The sequence below is a fragment of the Methylobacterium sp. WL103 genome (assembly GCF_008039885.1).
Lineage (GTDB): Bacteria > Pseudomonadota > Alphaproteobacteria > Rhizobiales > Beijerinckiaceae > Methylobacterium > Methylobacterium cerastii.
The window spans coordinates 1-423 of the sequence record NZ_VRUX01001315.1 but is presented as its reverse complement, the minus strand read 5'-3'; the positions used below and the strand labels follow the sequence as shown (position 1 = coordinate 423).

The following is a 423-nucleotide window of genomic DNA, read 5'->3' as shown; positions in this document are numbered from 1 at the left end:
CCCCTGGACGGCGTCCACCCGGTGGCCGACGGCTTCCACGTCGTCCCCGCCGGCACCGCCGCCGCGATCCGCGAGGCCGGCCTCGACGACGCCCGCGTCGAGGCCTTCCTCGGGCTCGTCGACCAGCGCTACCACCTCGCGATCCTCGATTGCGCGCCGATCGGGCAGATCGGCGACACCGCGGCGCTCGGCCCCCTCGTCGACGGCTTCGTCGTGGTCGTCGGGGCCGAGCGGACCCGGCGGGTCGTGGCAGAGCAGGCGATGCGCGACCTCGAGGCCGCCGGCGGCACCGCCCTCGGCGTCGTCCTCAACCGGACCCGGCGGCCGATCCCCGACTGGCTCTACCGGCGGCTCGGATGAGGCTCGCGCTCCGCACCCTTCCGCCGCTGGCGATCGGCGCCGGCGCCGCAGCCGCCGCCGTGG

At 77.5% G+C, this 423-nt stretch carries 1 pseudogene; it reads left to right on the top strand.

The window, feature by feature from the left end:
* Positions 1 to 360, top strand: a pseudogene (locus FV222_RS29155) (chromosome partitioning protein); the annotation flags it as partial.
* Positions 361 to 423: the final 63 nt, after the last annotated feature.